At 70.0% G+C, this 22,936-nt stretch carries 21 protein-coding genes and 3 pseudogenes; 12 read left to right on the top strand and 12 right to left on the bottom strand.

Features of this window, described 5'->3' with window-relative positions:
- Genes ABD298_RS12685 through ABD298_RS12655 form a run of 7 tightly spaced genes read left to right on the top strand, consistent with a single transcriptional unit; the run spans nt 1 to nt 6,335 of the window.
- Nucleotides 1-957 (top strand): phytoene/squalene synthase family protein, encoded by a 957-nt coding sequence (locus tag ABD298_RS12685; RefSeq protein WP_344300079.1) that lies wholly within the window; start codon nt 1-3, stop codon nt 955-957.
- Nucleotides 954-2,660 carry a phytoene desaturase family protein gene (gene crtI, locus ABD298_RS12680; protein ID WP_425564404.1) on the top strand — a complete coding sequence of 569 codons (1,707 nt, stop codon included), beginning with the start codon at nt 954-956 and terminating at the stop codon, nt 2,658-2,660. The genes ABD298_RS12685 and crtI overlap by 4 nt, the downstream gene beginning before the upstream one ends.
- Nucleotides 2,648-2,983, top strand: a complete 336-nt coding sequence (locus ABD298_RS12675) for a lycopene cyclase domain-containing protein (RefSeq protein ID WP_344300077.1) — start codon at nt 2,648-2,650, stop codon at nt 2,981-2,983. The genes crtI and ABD298_RS12675 overlap by 13 nt, the downstream gene beginning before the upstream one ends.
- Nucleotides 2,980-3,417: a lycopene cyclase domain-containing protein gene (locus ABD298_RS12670; protein ID WP_344300076.1), complete on the top strand. Its 438-nt coding sequence runs from the start codon at nt 2,980-2,982 to the stop codon at nt 3,415-3,417. The genes ABD298_RS12675 and ABD298_RS12670 overlap by 4 nt, the downstream gene beginning before the upstream one ends.
- Nucleotides 3,414-4,340: a prenyltransferase gene (locus ABD298_RS12665; RefSeq protein ID WP_344300074.1), complete on the top strand. Its 927-nt coding sequence runs from the start codon at nt 3,414-3,416 to the stop codon at nt 4,338-4,340. Before ABD298_RS12670 ends, ABD298_RS12665 begins: the two co-directional genes overlap by 4 nt.
- The gene (locus ABD298_RS12660) at nt 4,337-5,785 is read left to right on the top strand and encodes a cryptochrome/photolyase family protein (protein WP_344300073.1); all 1,449 of its coding nucleotides are present in this window, start codon (nt 4,337-4,339) and stop codon (nt 5,783-5,785) included. Before ABD298_RS12665 ends, ABD298_RS12660 begins: the two co-directional genes overlap by 4 nt.
- A 10-nt stretch (nt 5,786-5,795) precedes the next feature.
- Nucleotides 5,796-6,335, top strand: a complete 540-nt coding sequence (locus tag ABD298_RS12655; protein ID WP_344300072.1) for a MarR family winged helix-turn-helix transcriptional regulator — start codon at nt 5,796-5,798, stop codon at nt 6,333-6,335.
- A gap of 29 nt (nt 6,336-6,364) precedes the next feature.
- Here the strand turns inward: ABD298_RS12655 and ABD298_RS12650 are convergent, their stop codons facing one another.
- Nucleotides 6,365-7,411: an NAD(P)-dependent alcohol dehydrogenase gene (locus ABD298_RS12650; RefSeq protein ID WP_344300071.1), complete on the bottom strand. Its 1,047-nt coding sequence runs from the start codon at nt 7,409-7,411 to the stop codon at nt 6,365-6,367.
- Nucleotides 7,412-7,557: 146 nt separating this feature from the next.
- Here ABD298_RS12650 and ABD298_RS12645 point away from each other — a divergent pair, with 146 nt between their 5' ends.
- The gene (locus ABD298_RS12645; protein ID WP_344300069.1) at nt 7,558-8,490 is read left to right on the top strand and encodes a ribonuclease Z; all 933 of its coding nucleotides are present in this window, start codon (nt 7,558-7,560) and stop codon (nt 8,488-8,490) included.
- Nucleotides 8,491-8,553: 63 nt separating this feature from the next.
- Complete coding sequence (locus ABD298_RS12640) at nt 8,554-8,955, top strand: GlcG/HbpS family heme-binding protein (RefSeq protein WP_344300068.1); 402 nt, start codon at nt 8,554-8,556, stop codon at nt 8,953-8,955.
- 734 nt (nt 8,956-9,689) lie between these two features.
- On the opposite strand, the gene ABD298_RS12635 is transcribed toward ABD298_RS12640, so the two are convergent.
- Nucleotides 9,690-9,875, bottom strand: coding sequence for a hypothetical protein (locus ABD298_RS12635; protein ID WP_344300067.1), 186 nt, complete (start codon nt 9,873-9,875; stop codon nt 9,690-9,692).
- Nucleotides 9,876-10,170: 295 nt separating this feature from the next.
- Nucleotides 10,171-10,431, bottom strand: a pseudogene (locus ABD298_RS18700) (chloride channel protein); the annotation flags it as partial.
- A gap of 250 nt (nt 10,432-10,681) precedes the next feature.
- Here ABD298_RS18700 and ABD298_RS12625 point away from each other — a divergent pair.
- A pseudogene (locus ABD298_RS12625) lies at nt 10,682-11,670 on the top strand (IS481 family transposase).
- 752 nt (nt 11,671-12,422) lie between these two features.
- On the opposite strand, the gene ABD298_RS12620 reads toward ABD298_RS12625, so the two are convergent.
- Complete coding sequence (locus ABD298_RS12620; protein WP_344300065.1) at nt 12,423-12,950, bottom strand: hypothetical protein; 528 nt, start codon at nt 12,948-12,950, stop codon at nt 12,423-12,425.
- 90 nt (nt 12,951-13,040) lie between these two features.
- Here ABD298_RS12620 and ABD298_RS12615 point away from each other — a divergent pair.
- A pseudogene (locus ABD298_RS12615) lies at nt 13,041-13,346 on the top strand (RNA polymerase sigma factor); the annotation flags it as partial.
- Nucleotides 13,267-13,842, top strand: coding sequence for a universal stress protein (locus ABD298_RS12610; RefSeq protein WP_344300064.1), 576 nt, complete (start codon nt 13,267-13,269; stop codon nt 13,840-13,842). The pseudogene ABD298_RS12615 and the gene ABD298_RS12610, both read left to right, overlap by 80 nt.
- 163 nt (nt 13,843-14,005) lie before the next feature.
- Here the strand turns inward: ABD298_RS12610 and ABD298_RS12605 are convergent, their stop codons facing one another.
- The 8 genes from ABD298_RS12605 to ABD298_RS12570 form a co-directional block, all read right to left on the bottom strand.
- Nucleotides 14,006-15,118 (bottom strand): alcohol dehydrogenase catalytic domain-containing protein, encoded by a 1,113-nt coding sequence (locus ABD298_RS12605; RefSeq protein WP_344300063.1) that lies wholly within the window; start codon nt 15,116-15,118, stop codon nt 14,006-14,008.
- A 128-nt stretch (nt 15,119-15,246) separates the two neighbouring features.
- Nucleotides 15,247-16,065: a DeoR/GlpR family DNA-binding transcription regulator gene (locus ABD298_RS12600; protein WP_344300062.1), complete on the bottom strand. Its 819-nt coding sequence runs from the start codon at nt 16,063-16,065 to the stop codon at nt 15,247-15,249.
- Nucleotides 16,066-16,073: 8 nt separating this feature from the next.
- On the bottom strand, nt 16,074-16,889 hold the full coding sequence (locus ABD298_RS12595) for a triose-phosphate isomerase family protein (RefSeq protein ID WP_344300061.1): 816 nt from the start codon (nt 16,887-16,889) through the stop codon (nt 16,074-16,076).
- Entirely contained in the window at nt 16,882-17,355 is a 474-nt protein-coding gene (locus ABD298_RS12590) for a ribose-5-phosphate isomerase (protein ID WP_344300060.1), read from the bottom strand. The genes ABD298_RS12595 and ABD298_RS12590 overlap by 8 nt, the downstream gene beginning before the upstream one ends.
- Nucleotide 17,356: 1 nt before the next feature.
- Nucleotides 17,357-19,093, bottom strand: coding sequence for a dihydroxyacetone kinase family protein (locus tag ABD298_RS12585; RefSeq protein WP_344300059.1), 1,737 nt, complete (start codon nt 19,091-19,093; stop codon nt 17,357-17,359).
- A 95-nt stretch (nt 19,094-19,188) separates the two neighbouring features.
- Nucleotides 19,189-20,178 carry a D-ribose ABC transporter substrate-binding protein gene (locus ABD298_RS12580; RefSeq protein ID WP_344300058.1) on the bottom strand — a complete coding sequence of 330 codons (990 nt, stop codon included), beginning with the start codon at nt 20,176-20,178 and terminating at the stop codon, nt 19,189-19,191.
- A 43-nt stretch (nt 20,179-20,221) separates the two neighbouring features.
- Nucleotides 20,222-21,358: an ABC transporter permease gene (locus ABD298_RS12575; protein ID WP_344300057.1), complete on the bottom strand. Its 1,137-nt coding sequence runs from the start codon at nt 21,356-21,358 to the stop codon at nt 20,222-20,224.
- Nucleotides 21,359-21,389: 31 nt separating this feature from the next.
- Nucleotides 21,390-22,934 (bottom strand): sugar ABC transporter ATP-binding protein, encoded by a 1,545-nt coding sequence (locus ABD298_RS12570; protein ID WP_344300056.1) that lies wholly within the window; start codon nt 22,932-22,934, stop codon nt 21,390-21,392.
- Nucleotides 22,935-22,936: the final 2 nt, after the last annotated feature.

The raw sequence follows: 22,936 nt of genomic DNA, 5'->3' as shown, positions 1-22,936 counted from the left end.
ATGGCCGCCCCCAGGCTCCGCGAGACGGACGAGAGAACGCAGCCGTCGCCCCTGGCCAGGTACACCGCCGTTGCCACGGCCGGCGCCGCGGTGGTGATCCGTCACTACTCGACGTCCTTCGGCCTCGCGTGCCGGCTGCTCGGGCCGGGCAAGCGGGAGGAGATCGAGAACGTCTACGCGCTCGTGCGGATCGCCGACGAGGCCGTCGACGGCGCGGCAGCGGAGGCAGGCCTGTCCACCGAGGCCATCCTCGACCAGCTCGACCGGCTCCAGGAGGAGGTCTCCAGCGCGATCGCCGTGGGATACAGCACCAACCCCGTGGTCCACGCCTTCGCCGGAACCGCGCGGCGGGCGGGGATCGGGGCGGAGCTCATCGAGCCCTTCTTCGCCTCAATGCGCCGAGACTGCGACCCGCACGGCCACTCGGACGCGTCCCTGGGAGCCTACATCTACGGCTCCGCGGAGGTCGTGGGGCTCATGTGCCTGCGAGTGTTCCTCGCCGGCCTCAGTGTCCTCCCCGCCGAGCGGGGCCGCCTCGAGCACTCCGCCCGTCGCCTCGGCGCGGCCTTCCAGAAGGTCAACTTCCTGCGCGACCTCGGCCAGGACGGGCAGGAGCTCGGCCGCAGCTACTTCCCCGGCGTGGACCCCCTGCACCTGACCGAGGAGCAGAAGGCGGCCCTGCTGCTGGACCTCCGCGCGGACCTTGACGCAGCCCTCGAGGGGTTGCGCAGGCTCCCGGGAACGGCCCGCCGTGCCGTCGCCCTCGCCCACTCCCTCTTCTCGGAGCTCGCCGACCGGATCGCCGCCTGCCCCGCAGAGGTCCTCGTCACGACCCGGATCCGGGTCCCGACCCACGTGAAGCTGCGGCTCGCGGCCGCTGCGATGGCGGGCACCGGGCCGGCGTTCGCGCGCGACGGCGCCCGGTTGCCGGCGCAGGGCGAGGGGAGGGCGGCGTGAACCGCCCCCAGCGCTCCAAGGCGGGCCGGACGCTCCCCGGCAGGCCCCGGCCGCGCCGCACCGTCACCGTGATCGGGGGAGGGATCTCGGGCCTGGCAACGGCCGGACTCCTCGCCCGCGACGGCCACGCGGTCCAGCTCCTCGAGAAGAACGAGGTGCTGGGCGGGCGTGCCGGCAGGTGGGAGGCGGACGGCTTCCGCTTCGACACCGGACCCTCGTGGTACCTCATGCCCGAGGTGATCGACCACTGGTTCCGCCTGATGGGATCGAGCGCCCCGGACGAACTCCGCCTCGAGCGGCTGGACCCCGGCTACCGCGTGTTCTTCGAAGCGCACGAGGATCCTGTCGACATCCCCGCGAGCCGCGAGGGGGCCGTCGCGCTCTTCGACTCCTTGGACCGGGGCTCGGGTGCCGCACTGGCCCGGTACCTCGAGGAGGCCGAGGACGCGTACGCGGTCGCCCTCGAGAGGTTCCTCTACGACGACTTCTCCTCCCTGCGCGGGCTCGCCCACCCGGACGTGCTGCGGCGGGGATCCCGGCTCGCCGCGCTGCTCGCGCAGTCGCTGCACACCCGGGTCTCGCGGCGCTTCACCGACCGGCGGGAGCGGCAGATCCTCGGCTATCCGGCGGTCTTCCTCGGCACCACCCCCTACCGGGCCCCCGCCCTGTACCAGCTGATGAGCCACCTCGACCTGACGCAGGGCGTCCTGTACCCACACGGCGGTTTCGCGGCGCTCGTGGACGCCATGGCGCGGCTGGCCCGTAGCGCGGGCGTGCAGATCCGCACCGGCGCCCGCGCGACCCGCATCCTCACCGGCCCGGCGCCGGGGGGCCCACGGGTCGAGGGCGTCGCGTGGACCGACGCGGAGGGCCGCGAGCACCGCACGGGTGCCTCGGTCGTTGTGGGCGCCGCGGACCTCCACCACCTCGAGACCGAGCTCCTCCCTGCGGAGCTGAGGACCCATCCCGAGCGCGCGTGGGACCGGCGCGACCCGGGCCCCGGGGCCGTCCTCGCGTGCCTCGGGGTGCGCGGGACGCTGCCCGAGCTGGCGCACCACAGCCTGTTCTTCGCGCGCGACTGGCGCGACAACTTCGCCCGGATCGGCGCCGGGGACACCCCCGCCGAGACCACGTCGATCTACGTCTCCCGGACCAGCGCCACGGACGCCGGGGTCGCACCGGCCGGCGACGAGAGCCTGTTCGTCCTCGTGCCCTCGGCGGCTGCGCCGGACTGGGGACGCGGCGGAATCGGCGGAGCGGGCGCTGCGGCAGTCGAGGAGGTGGCCGACAGGGCGATCCAGCAGATCTCCGCCTGGGCCCGGATCCCGGATCTGGCCGAGCGCGTCGTCGTGCGCCGCACCTTCGGCCCCGCCGACTTCGAGCACGACGTGAACGCGTGGCGCGGCGGCGCGCTCGGGCTCGCGCACACGCTGCGGCAGAGCGCCTTCCTGCGCCCCGGCAACGAGAGCCGCACCGTCTCCGGCCTGCTGTACGCCGGGGCGTCCGTCCGTCCGGGCATCGGCGTCCCGATGTGCCTCATCAGCGCCGAGCTCGTGCTCAAGCGCGTGCGGGGCCAGCGCCGGCCCGGACCCGTCGGGCCGCCGCTGGTCGCCCTGCGCGGGCAGGTCGCTGCCGGCACCGCGGCACGGGGAGCTGCGCTCGCGGACGCGGCACGGGCGGAGGGGGTCGCATGGCCTACCTGACCGCCATCCTCGCCTCCGCCTTCGGGGTAGCCCTGCTCGACGCGCGCTTCCGGCTCGCCTTCTGGCGCGCACCCCGCGCGACCGCCCTCACCGTTCTGGCTGGCACTGCCTTCTTCCTCGCGTGGGATCTGGCGGCTATCGCGTCAGGGATCTTCCTGCACCGGGAGTCCCCGCACATGACCGGCATCATGCTCGGCCCGGAGCTGCCGCTCGAGGAGCCGGTGTTCCTCGCCTTCTTCTGCTACACGGCACTGGCCCTCTACGCGGGCGCCGTCCACGTCCTCTCGCTGCGTGCGGCGCGCCAGGAAGGGAAGGCCCCGTGAGCTACCTCCTGCTGGACCTCGTGTTCCTCGCCACGGCCGCCGGGCTCGCCGCCCTGCTCTCGGCCCGGCGTCGCGGGGCCCGCCCGGGCGCACGACGCCGCACGCTCGCCTGGGTGCCGCTGCTCATCGCGGGCGTGGCCCTTCTGGCGCTGACGGCGGTGTTCGACAACGTGATGATCGCCGTCGGGCTGTTCTCCTACGCCTCAGCGGCCCTCTCGGGGCTCGCGGTGGGCCTCGCCCCCCTCGAGGACTTCGCCTACCCGCTCGCCGCGGCCGTCCTCCTGCCCGCGCTGTGGGTTCGCCTCTCGCGCGCCGAACGGACCGGAGGACCCGAGCCGGCGGGGCGACCAGAGCGGGCGGGGCGACCAGAGCGGGCGGGGCGAGGAGACCACGCCACACGACTAGCCGAGACACCGGTGGAGGGGCACAGATGACGGCCGAACCGATCGCGTCGCGCCCGTGGCGCCTGCCCGGGGGACTGCCCAGGCTGGCCCACGCGCTCCTGATCTCCTCCAGGCCCCTGTCGTGGGTCAACACCGCGTACCCGTTCGCGGCGGCGTACCTCCTGGCCGGGGGCGGCGTGGACTGGCGCCTCGTCCTCGGGACGGTGTTCTTCCTCGTGCCCTACAACCTCGCGATGTACGGCACCAACGACGTGTTCGACTATGCCTCCGACGTGCTCAACCCCCGCAAGGGCGGGGCCGAGGGAGCAGTCCTGCCGCCGCCGCTGCACCGGCCCGCGCTCTGGGCAGCGTGGGGCGGATGCGTGCCCTTCGTCGTAGCGCTCGTCGCCGGGGCACCTCCCGCGAGCTGGGCCGTCCTTGCGGTCTCCCTCTTCGCCGTGGCCGCGTACAGCGTCCCCGGCCTCCGCTTCAAGGAACGCCCGGTCCTGGACTCGGCCACCTCGAGCACCCACTTCGTCTCACCCGCGGCATACGGTCTCGCGCTCGCGGGCGGCGAGGCAGGCCCTCTGGCCCTCGCGATCCTCGGCGCCTTCTTCCTGTGGGGCATGGCGAGCCACGCGTTCGGGGCGGTCCAGGACATCGGACCCGACCGGGAGGCCGGGATCGGCTCCATCGCCACCCTGTTCGGCGCCCGGCCCACCGTGCGCCTCGCGGTCCTGGCCTACCTCGCTGCCGGGGCCCTCCTCCTTTCCCTCGCGGGTGCGGCCACCGGTCCGGCCCGGTTCGCGGCGATCCTCGTCCTGCCGTACGCGGCCAACGCGGGCGCCTTCTGGGCCGTGACGGACGACGGCGCCGGCGCCACCCGCGCGGGATGGCGCCGCTTCCTCTGGCTCAACTACGTCACCGGGTTCGTCGTCACCCTCCTGCTCATCTCCGTCTGGATGCATCTATGACCGACACCGAAACCACAGCCCACGGCACGGCCCTCGTCTGGTTCCGCGACGACCTCCGGGTCCGCGACAACCCGGCCCTCCGTGCCGCCCTCGCGCACGGGCCGACCGTGGCGCTCTACGTCCTCGACGAGTCCTCGCCCGGGATCCGGCCTCTCGGCGGGGCCGCCCGCTGGTGGCTCCACCACGGCCTCGAGGACCTCGCGTCGTCCCTCGAGCACCTCGGCGTTCCCCTCGTCTTCCGGCGGGGCCCGGCGGCCGCCGTCGTGCCCGAGGTCGCGGCGCAGGCGCGTGCGGAGCTCGTCGTCTGGAACAGGCGCTATGGCGCCCCGGAGCGGCGCGCCGACACGGCGGTGAAGTCGCTCGTGCGGGCAGCGGGGCGGGAGGCCGAGAGCTTCCAGGCCTCGCTCCTGCACGAGCCGTGGGAGGTGGCCACGCAGCAGGGCAACCACTACAAGGTGTTCACGCCCTTCTGGAAGGAGGTCTCGGGCCGGGACCACCGCCACCCCCTCCCCATGCCGCGGCCGCAGCGGGAGGCGCCCGACCGGGTGCCCCGGGGGGAGGACCTCAGCAGCTGGGCCCTCCTCCCGCGGACGCCGGACTGGTCCGGGCCGCTCGCCCGGGCGTGGACCCCCGGAGAGGCGGCCGGGCTCGAGGTGCTGAAGGACTTCGTCGGGCCGGACACGGCAGACTCGGCCCTCGTCGAGTACCCCGAGGCGCGCGACCTTCCCGGCAGGCCTGCGACGAGCCGGCTCTCGCCGTATCTGCGCTGGGGCCACGTCAGCCCCTTCCAGGTGTGGCACGCCGTCGCCGACCGGCGCCGGGCCGCGCCCGAGGGCAGCGCCGTCTTCGCCTCGGAACTCGGCTGGCGGGAGTTCGCGTGGCACACCCTGTACCACCACCCGGACCTCGCGACCGAGAACCTCCGGCCCGAGTTCGACGACTACGGCTGGTGGACACCCGGCGACCCCTCCGGCACCGGTCCGGCCGGTGGCGGCATCGAGCAGCTGCTGGACGCTTGGCGGACGGGCCGCACAGGCTTCCCCCTCGTGGACGCCGGCCAGCGCGAGCTGTGGGCGACCGGGTGGATGCACAACCGCGTCCGGATGGTCTCGGCGAGCTTCCTCGTGAAGAACCTCGGCGTGCACTGGCGGGTCGGGGAGGAGTGGTTCTGGGACACGCTCGTCGACGCGGACGCCGCGAGCAACCCGTTCAACTGGCAGTGGGTGGCCGGTTCGGGTGCGGACGCGGCGCCGTTCTTCCGGATCTTCAACCCGCGCACCCAGGGGAAGAAGTTCGATCACGACGGCGCCTACGCCAGGGCGTGGATCCCGGAGCTCGGGAGCACCGAATACCCGCAGGAGAGCGTCGATCTGGCCGAGACGAGGGCCGCGGCCCTGGACGAGTACCGGTCCCTCGGTCAGTCCGAGGGAAGGAGGCGAGCCTAGAATGTCCTCCGTGCAGCATGAGCCTGACCCCCACGAGACGGCACCGTCCCGCGGCACCGAGGCGGCCGGCCACGCGCGCGACGCCTTCCGCGCCGCCCCGGGGTTCGAGCTCCTGTTCCTCCTGCAGAAGTTCACCACCGAGGCGGACCGCTACGCCGAGACGGTCCGGCGCAAGCACGGGCTCGCCCGCAACGACGTGCATGCCCTGAACGCCGTCATGGAGGCCGAACGCCAGGGCGAGACCACAACGCCGGGTGCCCTCCGCGAGCGGCTCGTCCTGAGCTCCGCGGCGATGACCACAGTCATCGACAGGTTGGAGGCGTCGGGCCACCTCGAACGCAGGCACTCGCGCGAGGACAGGCGCCAGATCGAGGTGACTCCGACGCCGAGCGCCCGCGAGACCGGCAGGGAGATGTTCGACCCGATGGTGCGGCACATGCTGCCCGTCCTCGCCGACTACACGCCCACGCAGCTGGAGTTCCTGGCGGGCATCATGAACCGCCTCACCCAGGCCATCGCCGAGGCCCGCGAGGAGCTGCAGCGGAGCTAGGCCGCGGACGCCCGCCGGCTCCACGGCTGCTAGGAGACGAGGGTCGCGGTGTCGATGACGAAGCGGTAGCGGACGTCCGAGGCGAGGACGCGCTCGTAGGCATCGTTGATCTTCTCTGCCGGGATGACCTCGATCTCCGCTCCGATGCCGTGCTCCGCGCAGAAGTCCAGCATCTCCTGCGTCTGGCGGATGCCGCCGATCAGCGACCCCGCGAAGGAGCGCCGCCCCATGATCAGCGAGAACGCCTGGACGGACAGCGGCTCGGCGGGCGCACCGACGTTGACCATCGCGCCGTCGACCGCGAGCAGGGACAGGTAGGCGTTGAGGTCGATCTGGGCGCTGACCGTGTTGAGGATGAGGTCGAACGAGCCGGCGAGCTGCTCGAACGTGGACGGGTCGCCCGTGGCGTAGTAGTGCGCCGCGCCCAGCCGCAGCCCGTCCTCCTGCTTCTTGAGGGACTGGGAGAGGACAGTCACCTCTGCGCCCATGGCGGCGGCGATCTTCACTGCCATGTGCCCGAGCCCGCCCAGACCCACGACGGCGACCTTCTTGCCGGGGCCGGCGCCCCAGTGGCTCAGCGGGGAGTAGGTGGTGATCCCCGCGCACAGGAGGGGTGCGGCGACGTCGAGCTCGAGGCCGTCGGGGATGCGCAGGACGAAGTCCTCCGTGACGACGACGTGGGTCGAGTAGCCGCCCTGGGTGATGGTGCCGTCGCGGTCCACTGCGCCGTACGTTCCGGTGTTCCCCTCGAGGCAGAACTGCTCCTCGCCCTTGCGGCAGTTCACGCACTTGCCGCAGGAGTTGACCATGCAGCCGACTCCGACCCGGTCGCCGACCGCGTGCTTCGTCACCGCGGAGCCGACCTCCGCCACGATGCCGGCGATCTCGTGGCCGGGGACCAGCGGGTACGGCGCCGGGCCCCACTCGGCACGGACGGTGTGGATGTCGGAGTGGCAGATGCCGGCGTACTTGATCTCGATGAGCACATCGTGCGGGCCCAGGTCCCGGCGTTCGATGGTCGTCGGCACGAGCGGTTCGGTGGCGGACGTGGCGGCATAGGCGTGTGCGGTCAGCATGCGTCTCCTCGTGGTGGTGGATGCGCCCGGATCTCGGGCGGGATGTTTTCCCCGAAGAACCCTACCCAGAGCGCGCGGCGTAACACCTCCCTGAGGGGTGCCCTGTCAGGGCCCCCCTCATGCACCCACCCCCCATACTGGGCAGCATGCGCGAACTCGTGGTGCTCGGCACGGCCTCCCAGGTCCCCACGCGCACACGGAACCACAACGGCTACCTCCTGCGGTGGGACGGCGAGGGCCTCCTGTTCGACCCGGGGGAGGGGACCCAGCGGCAGATGATCCATGCGGGCGTCGCCGCCACGCAGGTGAACCGCATCTGCCTCACCCACGTCCACGGGGACCACTGCTACGGCCTGCCCGGGGTGCTCTCGCGGATGGCGCTCGACGGCGTGCAGCACCCCGTGCACCTGCACTACCCCGCGTCGGGGGAGCCGATGGTGCGGGCGCTCGTCGCGGTCGCCTCGCCCGGCGTCGACCTGCGCCTCGTCCCGCACGGGGCGGCCGGGCACATCGCCGAGGACCTCGAGGTCCGGCCGCTGCGCCACCGGATCGACGCGTTCGGCTACCGGCTGACCGAGCCCGCGGGGCGGACCCTTCTGCCCGAGCGCCTCGCGGCCGCCGGGATCGCCGGCCCCGAGGTCGGGCGCCTCCAGCGCGAGGGGCGGCTCCGCGGGGTGCGGCTCGAGGACGTCAGCGTGCCCCGGCCCGGCCAGCGCTTCGCCTTCGTCATGGACACGGCACCCTGCGCGGGCGCCGAAGAGCTGGCCGAGGCCGCAGACCTGCTGGTCACCGAGTGCACCTTCGCGGACGACGACGCCGCGCTCGCCGAGCAGTACCTCCACCTCACCGCCGGGCAGGCGGGTGCGATTGCAGGACGGGCGGGCGCCCGGAGCCTCGTGCTGACCCACTTCTCCTCGCGGTACACCGAGGTGGCCGAGCTGGAAGGGCAGGCACGGCGGCGGGCTGGCGGCGCCGTCGTGCGTGCGGCGGAGGACCTGGACCGCTTCGGCTTCCCGCGGCGGCGGGCGCCCGAAATCGGGGCGCGCGAACCCGGGACTGATCGGCCTGCCCGGACGTAGCCTTCCCTCGGGGGGCACCCGGGCCGCGCGCGGGCGCGGCGGAAGCGGAAGGATGGGAAGGGCATGAACGACATCTCGCTCGAGCAGGCGCAGGCCGTCGTGGAGGCCAGCCTCGCGAAGTCCCGCGAGGTCGGCACCGCGATGAACATCGCGGTGGTCGACGCCGGCGGCAACCTCAAGGCGTTCGGCCGGCAGGACGGCGCGTGGATCGGCAGCATCGACATCTCCCAGAAGAAGGCCCGCACCGCGCGCTTCTTCGACATGAACACCGGTGACATCGGCGCGCTGTCCCAGCCCGGCGGCCCGCTCTACAACATCGAGGTCTCCAACGGCGGGCTCATCACGTTCCCGGGCGGGATCCCGCTGAAGGTCGACGGCGCGGTGGTCGGAGCCGTGGGAGTCAGCGGCAGCACCGTCGAGAACGACCACATCGTGGCCCAGGCCGGGGCGGACGCACTGCAGTAGCGCGGTCACTCACCCAGACCTGCAACCAACTCCCGGAGAAGGCGGGCGACGCTGCCACAGGCTGGCAGGTCTCATTCGTCGGAGGCGAACAGGCCTCGGAGGTGCTCCATGCCGCGGACGCCATGGAACATGTCCCGCTCCAGCGGGGTTCCTCGGCGCAGGACGCTGATCTCGCCGGTGGGTTCGAGGATGACACAGGCTACCTCTGACTGGCTCCCGATCCCCGAAAGCCGCATCCCGCAGCCACAGCTCGTCCTCCACGATGTGGCTGCGCTGCAGGTTCTCGTGGAGCACCTCGGTTCCGGTCATGAGCAGCAGCGGCGCGTTGTCCAGCGGGCGGCGTGGCCGAGCGCGGCGCTGGAGCTGGCCGGAGAGGGCCTGCATCGCGAAGAGGGTCAGGAGGGCGAGCACTCGTGCAGCGAGCTTCGGGGTGTAGCCGAGGGCGGCACGGCCGATGACGGCGCCGAGTGCGACGGCGCTCGCGAGGTCGGCGCTGGAGACCCGCCCAAGCGGGCCTTGGCCGAGGACGCGGACGAGGACGACGAAGACCCAGTAGATGATGACCGTCGAGATGACGACGTCGAATGCCTGGAGGGGTGTGATGAGGAGCTGGTTGAGCATCGTCTTCCTCCGGGCCTGATCGGCGCCGCACGTTTCGTTGCACGAGTGCACGTGTCGGCCCACTCCGGAGCTTCCGCGGATCTCCTCGGGGAAACGGATCGAGAGCTACCCGCTCAGGGCCCCTGCCCGTCGGTGACAAGGAGCCCGCCGGTCTGCTCCGCAGCGAGGACGGCCTCGGCCGCGGATTCGAGGGGTTCGTCCTCGCCTAGGGCTCCCGAGCCCTGGGCGAGCGCGCCGAGGGTGAGGAGGTCGGCGTCGTCGTCCTCGAGCCCCTCTGCCAGGACGCCGGGGGTGATCACGCCCGTGAGCTTCCCCTCGCTGTCGACGACCGGCAGGGCCCTCCCGCCGGCCCTCGGCCAGGAACCTGCCGGCCTCGCGCGCGGGGAGGGTGTCGACGGGCGCCTGCGGCGGGGCGCCCATGGCCTCGGCGACCGTGTGCCCGCGCAGCCCGGCCCTTCCGGGGGTGGGGGCTGAGAGGTCGACGCCGCGGCGGAGCAGCTTGCGGGTATAGATCGTGTCGCCGCTGGCCACTGCCGAGACGGCGGTGGCGACGAGGACCGCGAGCAGGAGCGGAAGGATCAGGGTGTACTCCCCGGTGAGCTCGAAGATGACCAGCCCTGCCGTGATCGCCGCCCTGGTCCAGCCGGCGAAGACCGCCCCCATGCCCACCAGGGCAAACGCCCCCGTCTGTCCGGCCAGCGAGGGCAAGACGGCGCCCGCGGCCTCGCCGAAGGCCGCACCCGTGGTGGCGCCGATCACCAGCGAGGGGGCGAACACGCCGCCCGAGCCGCCGATGCCGATGGTCAGGCTCGTGGCGGGGATCTTCGCCGCCGCCAGAAGCAGCAGGAATCTCAATGACGTTGTCAACGGATCTTGAGACGCGGCTCAGGAGGGCAAGGCGCCGGGATGTGCACGGCGGGGCTATGTCAACCTGAAGCAGGATCGGGACGACGGCGTGACTCCGGACCACTTCTGCAGTTGTGCCAGCCACCCGCTTCTAGCTGTACCCGGCCAGGACGTTGGTAGCGGCGAGTCTGGTTGAACAAGGGAGAACCTCCGAGTGGGATGTGGCTTGTCTAAGGCCCACTCCAACCCGGAGGTTCTCGTGTTCCACCGTAGCGCCCGTTTGACTGTCCATGGCGCCGGCTGATCGTCCAGCGGCATCAGGCCGGATGGAAGCAGGCCCACATCGCCGCGGCGATGGGCGTCTGGCGCAAGTGCGTGGGAACCTGGATCCGCCGGTACGCGACCGAAGGCGAGGCCGGTCTGGAGACCAGGTCCTCACGGCCGCACACGATGCCCACCCGGACCCCGGCCGAGGTCGAGCAGAAGGTCCCGGCCGCCCGGGCCGCGCACCGGCAGGGCCCGGACGTGCTCGGGCCGAAGACCGGCGTCCCGGCCAGGACGGTGTCCCGGATCCTGCGCCGGCACGGGGTGCCCCGCCTGCGCGAGTGCGACCCGATGACCGGGGATCCCATCCGGGCCTCGAAGTCCACCGCCGTCCGCTACGAGCGCGCCCGGCCCGGCGAGCTGGTCCACATGGACGTCAAGAAGCTCGGCCGGATCCCCGACGGCGGGGGCTGGCGCGCCCTCGGCCGGGAGGCAACCGTGGGCCACAAGCACAAGCACAAGCACAAGCACAAGCACAAGCAGGTCCCGATCGGCTACGACTACGTGCACTCGCTGGTCGATGACCGCTCCAGACTGGCCTACAGCGAGGTGCTGCCCGACGAGAAGGGCCGCACCTGCGCGGGCTTCCTCGAGCGTGCGATCGCCTACTTCGCGGCCCACGGGATCATCCGGATCGAGCGGCTGATGACCGACAACGCCTGGGCCTACCGGTACTCCCTGCGGGCAGTGTGCGCCGAGCACGGCATCACCCAGAAGTTCATCAGGCCCCACTGCCCCTGGCAGAACGGGAAGGTCGAGAGGCTCAACCGCACCCTGGCAACCGAGTGGGCCTACTGCCAGGCCTTCACCAGCAACGACCAACGAACAGCCGCCCTTGCACCATGGCTCGAGCACTACAACACTGAACGCTGCCACAGCGCGCTCGGAGGCAAACCCCCGATCAGTCGGCTGGCACCAACCTGATGGCCGGGTACACCTAGCCCGGGAGGAGCGGTTCACGTACTCTCGCGACAGACGCGGCATCAAAGGGGAGAGATGAAGGCAGTCCGAGCGTGGATGTCTCTGGCCGTCGCTGTCACTACGGTCCAACTCCTGACGGCGTGCGGCAACGGTCCTGTGGCCACCGCCGGGACCGGGGCGCGTCGACCCGACACAGTCGCCGACATCCTCTGCGCGATCGCCCTCAGCATCCGCGGTATCGACGACCCGCGCGGCACCGGTCGTGGCCTGTGCGCCGTTTGTTCCGACCGCCCCGTGCACCACCTACGTGAGCGTCTCGGGGCGCGAGGACGGCGGCGACCTGCCGTGGATGACCTCGGGAGCCATCACGGCCAAGCTGGAGTCAGTGGACACTGCCCTATATCTGACGGTCGTGACCCCATGCGGGCCGCTCAACGGGGCAGTGACTCAATCCGGCTCGACGTTCACCGCGGGAGCCATTGCTGTCGGGGCCAGCGGATGTGTCTCTTCCCAACAGGCCAGCCACCAAGGCTTGCTCATCGAATTCCTCAAGAAGCCCTTCGCAGCCGCCTACAACGACGGGCATCTGACATGGACGAACGAAAAGGGCTCGCTCGTGTTCGAGCCCCGATAAACGCGGCAGAACGATCAACTATTGCGTGGTGCTCACCGGACGTCCTTGGAAGGTCTATCGGCTGATCTTCGTGCCGGTAAAGAACGCAGCGGTACGTGCGGTGTTTGACAGGGCTGCGCGATCACCGACGGCGGCCTACCTCGCGATGCCAGTATCTGGCGTCCTCACTCCCGGTGCGCAGCACGGCGTCTGGCTGCGGGGGCGCCGGCCACATCTGGAGGAGATAGGAGTCGACCGGGTGATCAGAGAACTCACCTTCCCTTCCTCGATCTCGTCCCTTTCCGCTGGCTCGCAGTCGGTAGCTGCCGGGCGGGACGTCGGCAAGTACGCCACCGCTCTCGCCCGCCCAGGAGCTCCACCGCATCGAGCGTCCTTCGGGGAGGACAAATGACACCTCGACGACGTCCTCCCATCGGGCATCGGCATCGTCCCTGGGCATCGTGTCCAGCAGAACTATGCGCACGGGCGAACCGCCCGACCGGCGGGCCAGGTTCACATACAGGCCGTTGGGGTCGGAAGCGCCGACCAATCCGTTGATCTGACCGGCGAAAAAGCGATCGAAATCCCCGTCGAAGCCGCCCCCCGCCCAGCCGATTACGAATTGCCCGTAGTCGGTCTCGACAACCTGGTCGAACAGCACCCGCTCCATGGGCATCAGACTACGGCCGCGACCGTTTGAGCGCTTGAGCACGGCGGGCCCTTCCCGGCTTGGGGGTTCAGCTCGCGCTAGTGTCACGGAGTGGGCCAGCGAGAGGCCCGTGAACTCCTTCCGCTCGGAACTGCAATACGCAGCGTGACTACTGACAGCGAGATCATCCGCCGGTCCTATGAGAGCCCGGCGGTCTTCGCTGCCCTCTATGACAAGTACGCCCGCCGTCTCTACCGCTACGCGGCCCGGCGGGTTGGTGACGCCGTCGCCGAGGACATCATGGCGGAGACCTTCCTCGTCGCGTTCGAGTGCAGGGATGGCTTCGACCACGCCTGGGAGGACGCGCGGCCTTGGTTGTTCGGCATCGCCACGAATCTCCTCCGGAAGCACCACAGCGCAGAGGCCCGGGTCCTCCGGACCCTCGCGCGTGCCGCTCCGAGGGAGGGCGATGAGGACCATGCAGACGGGGTCGCTGCGCGCGTTGACGCCTTGGCGGCGGAGAAGGCGGCGCTCGCAGCACTCGAAGACGTCCCCGCCGGCCGCATCCGCGTGCGGTACGGCGCCGGGGCGTCCGGTGCCACGGCTGACGGCGGTGCGGTGCCGGTCTCCTTCGACGGTGCAGAGGCCGCGGAGTCCGCCGGTGACGTCCTCGATGCGGAGGAGCTGCTCGGGAAGGCTCTCCAGGAGGCCTACGGGAACAGGCCGCCTGACGGACTGTCCCGAGAGGTCATCCAGGGGCCGCCGGGCGCACGTGCTGATCGACCACAGCCGCGATGCCGGGCTTCTGGTCGTCGGCTCCCGCGGCCTCGGCGGATTGAAGGGAATGCTCCTCGGCTCCGTGAGCGCCTCCTTCGCCGAGCACGCGGCGCGCCCGGTACTGGTCCTCCACTAGCCGTCTGGAATCAGCTGCCCTCGTCCGCAGGGCCACGGCGGTGCGGTCCGGATCAGCCCACATCAGTTCATCAACAACAGCAGCGGCAGGCACGGAGCCCTGCTCGGGGGTCAGGGGTGGCGAGTGGAAAGCCCGGCTGCGTAGCCGGTGGCGCCGGTGGTGATCACGGGAGGATGGAGACCTTGACAGAGCCCCCGGCCGGGTTGCCCACGAGGTTGATCGCATCGAGGAATCCTTCGAGGAAGAACTGGTGGCTGCAGATTTCGTCCATTGGAAGCTTGGCGGACTCGAGCAGTCTGAGGGCGGCGGGCCAGCAATGGGGGCCGAGGTGGGCCCCGAGGACGTTGAGCTCCTTGTCGTCGCCGATGATGGACCAGTCGACGGTGGCCTCGGAGCGGAATACCGAGTATTCGACGTAGGTGCCGAGCTTGCGGAGAATGTTCAGGCCCTGCGCTACGGCGGAGGGGTGCCCCGTGGCCTCGAGGTATACATCGGCGCCATACCCGTCGGTGAGGTCCTTGACGATCTGGATCGCGTCCTCCCTGGCGACGTTGACGGTCAGATCGGCACCGCACTTCTTGGCGAGTTCGAGCTTGTCATCTGACATGTCCAGGGCCACCACCATGGCTGGGCTCTTGGAGCGGGCGCCGGCGATCATGCCGAGCCCGATCGGGCCGCAGCCGGCGACGACGACGACGTCCTCGAACTTGATGTCGGCTCGCTCGACCGCGTGCAGGGCGCAGGAGAGGGGTTCGGCGAATGCCGCGTGGTGTGCGGGGATGTCCGGTGGGGCCTGGTGGACGCGGGCCCGAGAGGGCACCAGAAGGTACTCGGCCATGGCGCCGTTGAATCCGCGGAAGCCGAACATCTCATGCGGTGCGCACATCCAGTACTGGCCGCGGCGGCAGTAGCGGCACTCCTCACAGGGCACGATCTGCTCGCACACGATCCGCGTCCCGAGAGCGAGGCTTCGCTGGGCGAGAGCCTGTTCGCCTGCGGCGACCACGGTGCCGACGAATTCGTGTCCGGGGATGATGCCCTTCTGCGCCCAGGACGGCCGGTTCTCGTCGCCCCAGAACTTCGCGGCTCCGTGGTAGCACTTGACGTCGCTCGCGCAGACCCCCACGGCCTCGACCTTGATCAGGAGCTCGTCCTGCCCGGGCTGCGGTATGGGCAGCTCTTCCAGCCGGTAGTCCTCGGGCCCGTGGCAGACCACGGCACGCATCGTCGCAGGCAGGGAAGTGCTCGGACCAGTTCCCTGGGCCAGAGTCGTCATGTCTGTCCTTTCCTTCGCGCGGGTCGCCTGAGGCGGCCCTGATGGGGATGGCTGTCCCTGGGGCAGCGGATGGTCTTGCCAGGTGAGGTGGCGCCCGGCGCATTCGCCGCTCGAGGGTCGGGACGGGCCTACTGTCTGGTGTGCCGGCGTGCGACGAGGACGTGCACGCCCTTATCGCGGAGCCGGGCGATGTGCTTGCTGTCGGTGCGCGCGTCGACGATGACCGCGTCGAATCGCTCCAGCGAGAGCATGGCGTGCAGGGCTCGCTTCTCGAATTTCGTGTGGTCTGCCAGCAGGATGCGCTTCGCGGCGGCGTCGAACATCGCCCGCTTCACGTCAACGGTCTCCTGGGTCTGGTGGAAGGCGATGTCGTCGGTGATCGCCGAGGTCGACATGAACAGGATGTCGGCGCGGAGCGAGGCGGTGGCCTCGGTGGTCATCCGGCCCATGAAGGCGCTGCACCAGTTGTAGTACTGTCCCCCAAGCGCGAGCAGGGAGACCCCGTTCATCCCGCGGAGTTCATTGATGATGGTCAGGGTGTTGGTGATCACCGTCAGGGGCGTGCGGTCCCTCAGGTGCGGCACCAAGCGGAGTGTTGTGGTCGAGTCGTCGAGGATGATCGCCTGGCCTGGCTCGATGAATTCGAGCGCGGCCTGCGCGATGGCCTCCTTCTCCATGAGCTGCCTGCCGGAGCGGTAGACGTCGCTGGACTCGACCAGGGCGGTGGAGGTGGCCGTGGCGACGCCGCGGTTCTTGCGGATCAGTCCCCGGTTCTCGAGCTCGTCGAGGTCGCGGTGGACGGTCATCACGCTGATGCCGAAGCGCTCGGCGAGCTGTTCGATGCGGATGGCGCCCTCTGCCATGACTGCGTCGCTTATCGCCCGTTGGCGCTGCTGCTGCCGGCTCTGGCGTGTAGCGGGCGACGCGCCTTCTGGTTCGAGCGTCATTCCTCTCATCACCTCGTGCTCACCTCGGGATTGCTGAGCGCATCTGCCTCGTCAAGGATGAGGGCGAGCCGCCCGGGATCGTGCGCGAAACGGCCCAGGAACAAACCGTTCACCCTTCCTGCCAGCGTCGACAGCGTCCCGGGCTGGGCGCTGCCACCATAGAGGATCGAGGCGGAGCGGATGCGGCTGTCGGCCTCGAGCCGTCTGCGCAGTTCTAGGATGACTACCCCGACGTGCTCTGCTGCGGCCGGCTCGGCCTGACCGATCGCCCATCTCGGCTCATAGGCAACGATCAGCTCGTGCACGGAAGCGCTCGGTGGGAGGCCGGCGATCGCGGACGCGAGCTCCTTCGCGGTCTCGACAGCGGCAGCAGTGGGATCGGATTTCGTGGTCTCACCGACGCAGAGGATCGGGGTCAGCCCGTTCCTCAGCGCGGCGGCGAGCTTCCGGCGGACGGCCTCGTCGTCGTCGCCGAAGAGGCCGCGGCGTTCGGCGTGGCCTACTTCGGCGTACGCGCATCCGATGGCTTTCAGGTCGGCTCCGCTGATGGCGCCGGTGAAGGCGCCCCGGTCCTCCCAGAACAGGTCCTGCGCCCCGACCCCGACGGGCGTTCCGGCGAGGGCATCGCGCACCCCCGGCAGTGCCGGCAGGGACGGCAGCACGAACAGCCGCACCCTGCCCTGTTCGACTGCCGGGTGGGTCCGGGCAAGCTCGGAGACGGCTTTCGACCACTGCACGGTGTTCTCGACGTCCAGATAGAGCTTGAGGCTCACGCCGAGGACGATCGGGGCGTGGGGGAGTGGAGCAGGTGCAGGTTCAGTCACAGGATCCCGTGCTCTCGTATCCCTCGATGACCGCCACCTTCTTCGCCGACGCGGAGGACTCGTCAAACTCATAGCCGAGCCATTCCCTCGCGAGACGCCGGGCGAGCTCGAGGCCGACGACACGCTGGCCGAACGTGAGGACCTGGGCGTTGTTGCTCAGCACGCTGCGTTCGACGCTGTAGCTGTCATGGGCGGTGACCGCGCGGACCCCGGGGACCTTGTTCGCGGCGATCGCGACACCGAGGCCGGTGCCGCAGACCAGCAGGGCCCGGTCGGCTTCGTTGTCGCGGACCTTCTCGGCCGCGGCGATGGCGATCGAGGGGTATGCGGTGTCGTCCTCGGCGTCGACCCCGACGTCGATGACCTCCGCTACCCGAGAGTCCTTCTCGAGGTCGGCCTTAATGGCCTCCTTGTAGTCGTAGCCCGCGCCGTCCGATCCGACGACGATTCGCCAAGTGCGGCTCATCTCAGTTCTCCTTCAGGTTGTATGCATCCAGGACGGTGCCCACCGCGGTCACCGCGAGGGCGAACGAGACGGCACCGGGGTCGGGGGTCCCCAGGCTCTTCTCCGCGTGCGGCCGGGCGCGGCCCAGCCGTGGGAGGAGGTCCGCTGTGGCGGCAGCTGCGGCGGTCGCGGCGGTTGCCGCCTCGGTCCAGGCGGTAGAAAGTCCGCGGCCCTCGGAGGCGAGGGCGGTGAGCCGTTCGGAGAAGGGGATCAGGGCATCCACCAGCGTCTTGTCCCCGATTTCGGCCTTCCCGGTGCGCTGGATCGCTTCGCGTGCTGCTGCCACGGCTTGGGCCACCACCGCGGCCCCGGGTGCTCCGGCGTCGCCGATCTGGCGACCCAGAGTGCGCAGAGCCAAGCCCCAAAGCGCCCCGGAGGTGCCGCCGGCCTTGTCCGCCCAGGCCTCCCCGGCCCGGGTGAGGACGGTCCCGGCTCCTGCTCCGGCGGAGCTGGCGGCCGCGGCCGCTTCGGCGGCGGCCCTCGCCCCGCGCTGCATGCCGATCCCGTGGTCGCCGTCGCCGGCGATCGCGTCCAGACGCCCGAGTTCGTCGACTTCGCGGTCGATGACGTTCCTGATCGACTCAATGGCCTTCAGCACCCGCGCGCCCGCCGCGGCGGCTTCCTCACCGGCCGCGATGACAGTGCCGGCATCGGCCGCCCCGCCGACCTCGTCGGGTGCGGCGGGTGCGGCGGCAAGGTCGACGGTTCCTTTGCGGTAGGCGGGGGTGTAGGCGGGGGAGCGCCATGCCTGTTCGAGTTCGTCGTCGAGCCACACAATGGTGAGGGACAGGCCCGCCATTTCGAAACTGGTGGCGTACTCTCCGACTTCGGGGTCGACGATCGCAAGTCCTGCATCCTTCAGCAGGGGCAGGATCGCGCCGTAGAGGAGGAAAAGTTCCTCCGACTTGACGGAGCCGAGCCCGTTGATGATGACGCCGACCCTTCCGCCGGTGCCGTTCTCGGGACGTTCTGCCAGGATGCGGGCGGTGAGGAGCTCGGCGAGTTCGCGAGCGGGCGCAATCGGGACGGTCTCGATCCCCGGCTCGCCGTGGATCCCCATCCCGACGGCCATCATCCCTTCGGGAACGGTGAAGAGCGGCTCGGCGGCTCCGGGGAGGGTGCAACCGGAGAAGGCGACGCCGATGGAGCGGGTGCGCTCGTTGGCGCGAGCCGCGAATGCGGCCACGGCCTCGAGGTCCAGACCCTGCTCTGCTGCCCATCCTGCAGCCCGGAACACCACCAGGTCCCCGGCGATGCCCCTGCGCTTCTCCTGCTCGGCGGCCGGGGCGCTGCAGATGTCATCGGTGACCCGCACACTCTGGCAGGGGATGCCCTCGGCGCGGAGCTGTTCCTGGGCCTGGTCGAAGTTGAGCGCGTCTCCAGCGTAGTTGCCGTAGGTCAGGAGCACCCCGGCGTCCGAGGCGACCGCGCGGGCCACGGCTACGACCTGCTGCGCGCTGGGGGATGCGAAGACGTTGCCCATGGCGGCCCCATGGGCGATGCCGGGGCCAACGAGGCCGGCGAAGGCTGGGTAGTGGCCGGAGCCGCCGCCGATCACCACCGCGACCTGCCCGGGGGGAGTGGCCGCCGCGCGGGCGACGCCGCCGCGGACACGGCGGACGAGATTGCGGTGTGCGGCGACGAACCCCTCTGCGGATTCGTCCGCGAAGGCGACCGCATCGTTCAGTACGTAGCTCATGATCCCTCTCGTGGACTGGGGGCCGGGGGCGGATGCCCTTGCATCCGCCCCCGGGGTGGCCGCACGGGAGCGGGCGGCCGGTCGTGCTGCTCCGGTCAGCCGGAGTAGGTGAATGGCGCCGTCATCTTGTCGACGTTGTCCTTGGTGATCAGGATGCAGTCGAAAGACTGCTTCTCCTGAGACGGCTTCGTTCCGTTCTTGATGTACGCATCGAGTTGCTCCACTGACTTCTGGGCGAAGGTCGCCACCGGCTGAAGGACCGTGTAGGCGAGGGAGCCGTCCTTGACCGCGCTCACGGCGTCGGGAGACCCGTCGAATCCGCCAACGATGACGTTGGTCTTGCCCGCCTGCTTCAGCGCTGCGATCGCGCCGAGCGCCATCTCGTCGTTGCCGGAGATCACCGCGTTGATGTTCGGGTTCGCCTGCAGGATGGACTGCATCTTCTGCTGGCCTAAGGCGCGGTCCCAGTTCGCGGTCTGCTTGGCGACTTCCTTCCAGTCCGGATACTGGGAGATGACCGTCTTGTACCCATTGGACCGGGTCGCGGCGTTGTTGTCGGAGGGGAGCCCGAATAGCTCGGCGTAGTCGCCCTTGGTTCCGGCAGCTTTGATCCACTGCTGGGCGCCGATCGCCGCCCCTTGGGCGTTGTTCGACACGAGCTGCCCGAGGGCGACGCCGGTCTGGTTGATCTCGGCGTTGACGAGGAACACGGGAATCTTCGCGTTCATGGCGCGCTTGATGTTCCCGATGGAGCCGTCAGCGTTCGCAGGGTCGAGGATGATCCCGGCCGAATGGTTGGCGATGGCGGTGTCGATGATGGTGGACTCGGTGTTCACGTCGCCCTTGGACGCAGCGACCGTTGCCTGATAGCCCAGTTTCTCCGCCTGGGCCTTTGCAACATTGCCTTCCGTGAGCCAGTACGGGTTGGAGGGATCGTTGACCACGATTGTGATCTGCCCGCCGGCCTTTCCGGTGGAGGCCTCCGAGGACCCCGAGCCCGAAGAGCTTCCGCCGGAACAGCCGGTCAGTGCGACGGCTGCGGTGACGCCCAGCGCCAGCGCTGAGCCCATAGCTTTGCGGAACATGTGTTTCCTTTGCTCTCTTTCGTTCGCTTCCCGGCTGAGAACCTCAGACGGCCTTATTCTTGACAGCTGGTGAAACCCCATCCCCGTCGCCAGCGGCGGACGGCGGCAGCGCGGAGCCCGCCGGGGGCGATCCAGCGCTTTCGCGTGCGGCGCGACGGCGCCGCCTGACCTGGATGCCGTTGAGGAGGACTGCCAGGACGATGACAGCTCCGGTGAAGACGGTCTGGACGTAGGCGGAGATGCCCACGATCGTCAGTCCGGCTGCGAGGAAGCCGATGACGAAGGCGCCGAGCAGGGTACCGCGCACGGTGCCCTTGCCGCCCATGAGGGAGGCGCCGCCGATGACGACGGCGGCGATCGCGGTCAGCTCGTAGGAGGTGCCCTGGGTCGGGCCCGCGGAGGTGAGCTCGCTGGTGAGGATGACGCCCGCGATAGCGGCACAGACCCCTGAGATCACGTAGGCGCGGACGCGGACCTTGCGCACCGGAACGCCGGAGAGTTCGGCCGCTCGTGAGTTGCCGCCGGAGGCGTACAGCCACCGGCCGTAGACGCTGCGGTTGAGCAGGAGGCTGGCGACGATAGCCACGACGACCAGGATCCACACGCCGACCGGAATGCCAAGGAGCGAGTTGAAGCCAAGCCATTCGAAACCGGTATTGCCGAGGTCGGTCCGGCCGCCGAGGTTGTTCACCGTCAGGCCGTTGGTTGTCAGGGACGCCAAGCCGCGCATGACGTACATCGTGCCGAGCGTCGCGACAAACGGCGCGACGTTCAGCCGTGCGACGAGGACGCCGTTGATCAGCCCGACCAAGGCGCCCGTCGCCACGGCGACGACCACCACGACCCACACAGGCGGGTAGAGGACGACCCCGGCGATAGGGAAGCCCTGGAGCGCGAGGCCGGCCACCATGCCGGAGAGCCCAAGCGTGGAGCCCACCGAGAGGTCGATGCCGCCATCCAGGATCACGACAAGCATGCCCACCGCGAGGATCGCGTACACCGAGACTTGCTGGCACATCACGATGATGTTCGACACGGTGGGGAACGCACTCGGGGCCAGGAGAGAGAAGACGACGAAGATCACCACGAGCGCCAGGAATGCGCGGGCCTCGAGGAGGACTGCGCCGATTGTCAGGCCCTCGAAGGGATTGCGCCGGCGGGACACCGATGCTTCAGCCATGCTGGGTTTCCTTTGAGATAGTCACTTTTTCCTACGCCAGCACGGCTTCGCCGGAACTGGCCATGATCTCTTCTTTGCTGACGGACGGGCCGAACTCGGCCGCGATCTTCCCCCGCCGCATCACCACGATGCGGTGGGCGATGCTCAGGCATTCCCCCACCTCACTGGTGGAGTACACGACCGCGAGGCCTTCCCGCGCCCGCTCGGCGATCAGCCTGAAGACCTCCGCCTTGGCGCCGACGTCGATCCCTCGGCTCGGCTCGTCGAGCAGCAACACCTTCGGCCCTGTCGAGACGATCTTGCCGATCACGACCTTCTGCTGGTTGCCTCCCGAGAGGGAGCCGATGAGGGCATTGCCTCCGGCGGTCTTGACGCGCACGTCCCTGATCGCGTCCTTAGTGTGCTCCCGTTCGAGGTCCCGGGAGACGAACAGGCCCCTGACGAATGTGGTCAGGCTCGCCAGCGAGATGTTCTGCCCGACCGTCATGGTCTGGACGAGCCCGTCGCGCTGTCGGTCTTCCGGGACGAGCCCCAGGCCCGATGCGAGGCGCTCCCTGAGGCTCAGCTTCGAGATCTCCACCTCGCGCATCCGCACGCGACCCCCGGCGGTGGGGATTCTTCCTGCCACTGCCTCGAGCAGTTCGGTGCGCCCGGCGCCCATCAAACCGTAGATGCACACGATCTCGCCCTCGCGCACCTGCAGGGACATGTGGTCCACCAGCATCCGTCCGGGTTCTTTCGGGTCCGCCACGCTGATCTCGTCGATGTCCAAGGCAACCGGCCCGAACTCGTAGCCTGACGGCGGCGAGCCCAGATCGAAGTTCTCGCCGACCATGTGGCGGACGATCCATTCGAGGTCAATGTCCTGGGCCAGGCCGTTGGCGGTGATCGAGCCGTCCCGGAGCACGACTGCGTAGTCGGTGACCTGGAGGGCTTCCTCGAGGTGGTGGGAGATGTAGACGATCGAGACCCCCTTGGAAGTGAGATCGTCGATGACTCCGAAGAGGATCTCCACTTCCGCTGCCGAGAGCGCCGAGGTGGGCTCGTCCATGATCAGGATCCGGGAGTCTGCTAGCAGGGCCCGGGCGATCTCGACCAGCTGCTGCTGGCCCAGGCGCAGGTCCGAGACGGCGGTGAGCGGGTTGATATCGAGGCCCAGTTCCGCAAGCACCTTCCGGCTGCGCCGCTCCTCCTCCTTGTAGTCGACGCCGAGGCCGGTGCGCAGCTCGCATCCCATGAATAGGTTGTCGCGCACGGAGAGGTTCGGCGCCAGGCTCAGCTCCTGATGGATGATCGAGATGCCGTGGTCTCGCGCGTCGTTGGTATCGGCGAACGCGACCTCTTCGCCATCCAGGATGATCGTGCCCGAGGTTGGCTGCTCGACCCCGGAGAGGATCTTCATCAGCGTCGACTTGCCCGCCCCGTTCTCGCCGAAGAGGGTGGTGACGGTGCCCTTGTGGACATCGAAGTTCACCCCCTTCAGAGCTCGGGTCGCGCCGTATGTCTTGACGACGTCCCGCGCCGAGAGGACGGGTGCGTCTTCGTGGTGCCGGGTCGTCCGGCTCTGCTGTGACACGG

It is taken from the genome of Sinomonas flava, assembly GCF_039531875.1.
Classification (GTDB): Bacteria; Actinomycetota; Actinomycetes; order Actinomycetales; family Micrococcaceae; genus Sinomonas; species Sinomonas flava.
This window is presented reverse-complemented; position numbering and strand designations above follow the sequence as displayed.